This window comes from Desulfovibrio litoralis DSM 11393, from assembly GCF_900143255.1.
Classification (GTDB): Bacteria; Desulfobacterota; Desulfovibrionia; order Desulfovibrionales; family Desulfovibrionaceae; genus Frigididesulfovibrio_A; species Frigididesulfovibrio_A litoralis.
Genome location: NZ_FRDI01000023.1, coordinates 1 through 5,430 on the forward strand (window position 1 = coordinate 1; position 5,430 = coordinate 5,430).

Annotated in this window: 3 protein-coding genes; 1 reads left to right on the plus strand and 2 read right to left on the minus strand. The window is 40.8% G+C overall.

Features of this window, described 5'->3' with window-relative positions; all coding sequences use genetic code 11:
• Window positions 1–4,128: VWA domain-containing protein (locus BT999_RS12190; RefSeq protein ID WP_143145581.1), on the plus strand; the 4,128-nt coding region annotated here is incomplete at its 5' end.
• A gap of 180 nt (window positions 4,129–4,308) precedes the next feature.
• Here BT999_RS12190 and pyrR read toward each other — a convergent pair.
• Together pyrR and BT999_RS12200 are read right to left on the minus strand one after the other, a co-directional pair.
• The gene (pyrR, locus tag BT999_RS12195) at window positions 4,309–4,851 is read right to left on the minus strand and encodes a bifunctional pyr operon transcriptional regulator/uracil phosphoribosyltransferase PyrR (RefSeq protein WP_072698060.1); all 543 of its coding nucleotides are present in this window, start codon (window positions 4,849–4,851) and stop codon (window positions 4,309–4,311) included.
• Window positions 4,852–5,022: 171 nt separating this feature from the next.
• Complete coding sequence (locus tag BT999_RS12200) at window positions 5,023–5,292, minus strand: (2Fe-2S)-binding protein (RefSeq protein ID WP_072698061.1); 270 nt, start codon at window positions 5,290–5,292, stop codon at window positions 5,023–5,025.
• Window positions 5,293–5,430 lie beyond the last annotated feature (138 nt).

Genomic DNA, 5,430 nt, shown 5'->3' on the forward strand with positions numbered 1-5,430 from the left:
AACGTGGCACCGAACACCACCGTCAACGACGTCTTCACCTATACTATTAAGGATGCGGACGGCGACTGGAAGACCACGACCCTGACCATCAGCACTATCGGAAACAGCAATGTTCCGGAAATCATAGTAAGTAATGGCTCCAATCTTTTAGTGCATGATGACGGTCTTCCTGCCGGAACGAATGCAGGGGACGTTGATCATGGCATCGAAGATACAGGATCATTTATTATTAACTCTCCTGATTTTCTTAATACAATTAATGTTGGTGGTATAATTATCAACATAACTAGCGTTATTGGTAATAATGTTACATATACCATGAACACCTTCGGAGAAAATGTTCCCTTTGGTAAACTAAGCATTACGGAAATTACCAAATCAGGTGATGATTATACTGTTAAATATTCTTACACCCTTAACCAAAGCACTCAAGAACACACAAACAACACAGCCGTAAATGGCAGGCACGAACTGCTTAATAACCCGCTTAATGTTATTGTGTCTGTTACAGATAGCGACGGTGATACCGAAGCAAAAAGTTTCAATATCAATATTCACGATGATGCGCCTATTTTGGATTTCGCTCAAGGTCATGTCAATAACCAGTCCTACGAATTGGGTACACAGGCTGGCACTACAGAACTGAAATTCATTGTAGAAGGAGTCATCAACAAGCAATATGGTGCTGATTTAGCCGAGACTGTTGCAGGAAAAGAAGATGGAGAGCATATTACCATCACTTATAACGCTACCATTGGTGGCGACCCTAGCGGTGATACTACCAAGATTTTGACAAAAGAAGACTTCGATAGCAGTGGCAAGGCAGAAATAAAAACTGAACTTGGTACCATCTATCTAACCTTAGACGATAGCAACAAGATTGTTTACACTTACCTTGCCCAACGTGGTAGCATTAATGATAGTGAAAAAATCATCATTAGTATAACGGACAGAGATGGAGACTCAGCTGAAGTTACTCTAAACATGACCCTAAACTATCCTGTTCCCGCAGGCATAACCATTATCGACGAGGCTGGAATTAGCACAGATGATGTGATGGGCAGTCATCACCCCGGCTGGTTTGAAAGCGAGAAAACCTTTGACGTTAGTCTGGACGAAAACACTACAGGCATTCGTTGGAATTTAAGCGATATGCCAGATAGTATTGTCGCAGATACTAATAAAGATGGTACCTACGAACCTGTTACATGGTCTGTAGATCCGAATGACAGCAACGTATTATTGGGTAAAGTTGGTAGTGTAACAGTTATTGAAGTGCAACCCGATGTTGACACAGGCAAAATGACCACTACGTTGAATTATCCTATGGGGCATGGTGCTGTAGGATCAGCCACGGACAACTCAATGGGACTATTATTGCCGTACACACCGATAACTAATAACGGAGACGGAATAGCCAATAACGTTTATGTGATTGTAAAAGATGATATAGATGTGCCGAGACAAGATGTAAGCGTCATAGAAGAACCTGTATCCACTAGTTACAATGTGTATCTTGTGCTTGATAACTCAGGCAGTATGTACTTTAGCATCAGTGAAGGGAATGTTTTTGATAAATCAGATACCTATATGGCAGCAGCCATAGATTCCCTCAAGGCTCTGGTTAATGCTTATGCAGCCCTTGGCGGAGAAGTGCGTTTTACTCTCGTAGAATTCTCCAGTTCAGGTTATTCCGGACATAAGGGCATAGCCTTAGATGGAGCCACACCCGAAACAACTCTTACTTATTTAAACAACCATCAAACTACAGCTTCTGAAACCACAGGTGGAACAGACTATAATACCGCCCTAACATGGGGACAAACTGAAATAACTAATGATTTGAATACTTCGACTTATCAGGGGTACGAAAACAAGGTATATTTCATCTCGGACGGAAGACCCACAAGTGGTAATACTCCTGCCGGCTGGCAAGGCTTTGTAGATAATCTGGATGTAGACGTTATTGCGGTAGGGATTAATGTCTCTGATGATCAGGACGCACAAAATGCTCTTAACTCAGTCAAAAATTCCACAGGTGAAGTGGTTAACGTCTCTATGGGAGTAGGTTATAACGATCTGACTGATGCTCTGTTAAAGACGCTACCGACTCAACTTTCCGGTAACTTACTGGAAAATGACATCAACTCGGCGGATAGTCCAAGCACACTGCAACATGTAATAGTTGGCGGAATAACGTATGGGTTTAATTCAACTAACCAAACCAACCCTATTATTATGTATGACGCTGACGGAAATTCTGCCACGGTTAACGATCAGATAACAATGGTCGTTAAGAACGATGGTAGCTATACCCTGACAGCTGATGCAGGCATTAACATTACGAATGATGTTACTCTAAAGCCAATGAGCTATACGGTGAAAGATGCTGACGGAGACTTACGCTCTACCAACGTAATCCTTACCTTGCGAGACGGACAACCCGAAGCCTTTGATAATGCACCGCATAACTCGAACTATGCGTTCATACTTTCACCAGAGAACATATTGGCTACTTTTACGGTTCAAGATAACTGGACAACAGCTGGTGGAGTAACCTGGAATCAGAATTATCCTCAAACAAGCTCCGCTGTGTCTATTCCCGGTGCCACAGGCTTGTTGAATCCTGACGCTAAGGGAGCATTACTCACCGCCAACGGAAACATTACCAACATGGTGAAGGACTCCACAGACTCCGCACTTGATACTGTTCAAGAAGTCATGACCAAGGCGGGAATGACCGGTTCGCCTGTAAATAACGACGGTGCTGCTATTTCTAAGGAGTTCTCTTTTACAAGCCCTGGTGTCGTCCACTTCAACTGGCAGTTCCAAAACGGAACACGAAATTCCAGCTACGATAGTGACGGTGCTTTCTGGGTGCTCAAAGACACAAGCGGTAAAATCATAGACTGTGGCAAAATCATTCAGGGTGGAACAAGCCAATATCAAAGCGGTGTAACCTCAGTCAATATTCCGGGAGCAGGCAATTATACTCTGGTTATTGCAGTAGTTGACGTCTCAGGCTCTACTCGAGGAGACGCTAAACTGTTTGTTGATGATCTGCTTTTTGCCAATGCACCAATATTTAGAGGAAACATTATTAATGACCTCTCACCTGATGATTATAAAGACAAGCTACCTGATCAGGCTTATCTGAAAAAAATCCAATATAACGGCACAGAATATATGTTCACAAGCACGTCTCAAACTCACATCATTGATACAGACGATGGAAGGTTAGTGATTAACGGAGCCGGAGTTTATACTTTTACTGCCAACACAACAGATGCGATCGACAATATTAACTTCTTGTACACCTTAGTGGATAAAGATGGGGACACGAACAGTGCCAATTTATACATACGCACAGAAGATCATAACATTGTTGGTACAGCCGGCGTGGATACACTCATGGGCACAGCAGGTCATGATGTGATGAGCGGTAAGGCCGGTGATGATATTCTATCCGGAAATGACGGAAATGACGTACTCTACGGTGGAGTGGGTAATGATACACTTCAAGGTGGCAGTGGAAATGACCGCATCTACGGCGGAGATGGAAAAGATATTATCTACGGTGATGCCGGAGACGATATCTTGTTCGGTGGCAATGAAGACGATACTCTTTATGGCGGCACGGGCAATGATACTCTTCACGGTGATGCGGGAAATGATACACTCCAAGGCGGAGATGGCAACGACACACTATACGGCGGTGATGGCGACGATATACTCTTTGGCGGTGAGGGTGATGACAACCTATACGGTGGTGCGGGGCAAGATAACTTTGTCTGGCGTCAAGGCGACCTCGGCGGTGTAGATACTGTTTATGATTTCAAAATTGATCCTGATGGTGATAAACTTAACCTAGCTGATCTGTTTTCTGATCTTGAACCCGTTGATTTAGCGACTCTACTTGGTGACCGTTTAGAGGTTAGCCTCAATGCGGAGGATAATGCAGCCCTTGAGCTTACCATTAAATCTGCTACGGGTGAAACAGAACAAACTATTATTGTACATGGTGAAACCCAAAACGGAACTAGTCTCGGAGACGCTTATGCTGAGTTAATGGATGACCATGAACAAGTTGAAATGTTGCAACAAATGATTATAGTAAACAACGATTAATAATAAATAAACCGTTGTTTTAGTCTTATTTAAACAGAATAATAAACGTAGCCCCGATCATGTTATTTGGTCGGGGCTTTGTGTTAGTTTTAAAACATAGTTGTTATATTTAATTTAAGCCAGAGGCAAAGTAATAAAAAGTTTTTTGATCAATCTCATAAAAACAGTGAAATTTTTTCTCTAGCTTTTTAATAAGACTTCGTCTTTCCCGTCTTGTTCTAAAAACGCAACGTCTACTCTTTCGTCTTTACTTGTGTTTAGTGCTTTCCCGATATAATCGGCTTGAATTGGAAGTTCTCGCCTTCCACGATCAACTAAAACCAAAAGTTCAACTTTTTTAGGTCTTCCATAATCTAAAATAGCTTCAAGAGCTGCCCTGATTGTTCGACCGGAATAAAGTACGTCATCAACCAGAATAATATGCTTTTCTTCTACATTGAAATTGATATTTGATGAGTTTATTGCCGGACGATGGGTTAAAGTTGTCCAGTCGTCTCGATAAAGGTTAATATCCAAAATTCCCAACGGAATTGGATTAAGATTGTTTTTTAGCTTGGTATCGAGCATTTCTTTTAGGCGTTTTGCCAAACAAACTCCGCGTCTTTGAATTCCAACCAACGCCAGATCAGTGCATTTTCCGTGATTTTCTATAATCTGATACGTTAATCTTTCGATACTGCGACTTATTTCGGTGGCGTTCATCAATTCAGTTGTTTTTGACATTTTTTACCCCTAAACTTTTATTTTTCAATAGCTAGACGTATCTTTATTGATATAATAAAAAGAATGAAATAGACAAGATACGGCGTTATACTAGCTCGTTCACAATAACAAAATATATTTTTAATCACAAGTATATTTTCTATCTTACTATTTGATTGAGAAGATGCGTTTTTACTTTATGATTTTTTGAAAAAGTTCGCGATCTTTTGTGTTATGAGCTATTAATATTTTTATTTCACTTGAACAACAGCGTTTATTCGGGTTTTTATTTTTACAGTCGCAATTATCAGGACAAACGCCCGTTACTTCTTTAAGTTCATTAAACGTTTGCACGCCGTTTTTGATAGCGGCAAGGATTTCCCCTTTACTTACGTTGGCACAATAACAAACTATTTGATTATCACTAGCCTTAATGATTTGATTTATATCATTTTGTAACATTTTCATCCTAAAACAATTTAGTCTGTTGGGTTAAAAGTGAAATTTTTAGTGAGAATTTTTGTAAATAGATTCTTGATTAATGGCTGCATTTTACTTTTCTTCTTTTGTTGCCTTAATAAAAGAAGCAACGGGGCAAGG

Coding starts and splice junctions, on each gene's coding strand:
- pyrR (WP_072698060.1), bottom strand. CDS start 4,851: ATGTCAAAAACAACTGAATTGATGAACGCCACCGAAATAAGTCGCAGT.
- BT999_RS12200 (WP_072698061.1), bottom strand. CDS start 5,292: ATGTTACAAAATGATATAAATCAAATCATTAAGGCTAGTGATAATCAA.